Source organism: Methylobacterium sp. FW306-05-D, assembly GCF_058782155.1.
The window spans coordinates 1-775 of the sequence record NZ_JBYSXL010000173.1; the positions used below are offsets into that span (position 1 = coordinate 1).

Genomic DNA, 775 nt, shown 5'->3' on the forward strand with positions numbered 1-775 from the left:
CCGCGTCTCGTGTCTGGTTCAGAAGGCGTTGGTGCGGCGGGTGATTTCGGCCAGGACGGTGCGCACGAGGATCTGGAGGTCGAGGCGCAGGCTCTGGTTCTCGATGTACCAGAGGTCGAGGGCGGCGCGGCGCTGCATGTCGGCCAGGGTGGGGGTGGGCCCGCGCGAGCCGTTGATCTGGGCCCAGCCGGTGATGCCGGGCTTGACGGCGAAGCGGTGGCGGTAGGTCGGGATCTCGGCGCCGTAGTAGAGGTCGTGGGCCAGGGCGTGGGGGCGCGGGCCGACCAGGGCCATGTCGCCCTGCAGCACGTTGAGGAGCTGAGGCAGCTCGTCGATGCTGGTGCGGCGCAGGAGGGCGCCGACCCGGGTCACCCGGGCATCGCCGCGCGTGGCCTGGTGCACGACCGCCCCGTCGTCCAGCACCCGCATGGTGCGGAACTTGTAGATCTGGAAGGGGCGCCCATCCTTGCCGGTGCGGGTCTGGCGGAACAGGACCGGGCCCTTGCTGTCGAGGCGCACCAGCAGGGCCACGAGGATCAGCAGCGGCGCCACCAGGAACAGGGCGAGGGCCGCCAGGGCGGGGTCGAGGGCGGGACGGACGGCGGACAGGCTCGGGCGCGACCGGGTCAGGACGGCGGTGTCCGATCCGGCCGCGAGGCTCTTCCGAGCAGAAGTGGTGTCCATCGTGACGGAGCCCTCTGGATAAGCAGACATCGGTTCGCATCAGCCCGTTGGCGGTGACGCGAAACGGGGCAGTTCCGTCCCATTTCGCTTC

Annotated in this window: 1 protein-coding gene; it reads right to left on the reverse strand. The window is 70.7% G+C overall.

What is annotated here, in order from left to right; all coding sequences use genetic code 11:
- Positions 1 to 18: 18 nt before the first annotated feature.
- Positions 19 to 684 (reverse strand): sugar transferase, encoded by a 666-nt coding sequence (locus AC3WLN_RS24050; RefSeq protein WP_492485496.1) that lies wholly within the window; start codon positions 682 to 684, stop codon positions 19 to 21.
- Positions 685 to 775: the final 91 nt, after the last annotated feature.

Bases quoted from the DNA above. Each gene is read 5' to 3' on its own strand.
- AC3WLN_RS24050 (WP_492485496.1), bottom strand. From the start codon at position 684: ATGGACACCACTTCTGCTCGGAAGAGCCTCGCGGCCGGATCGGACACC.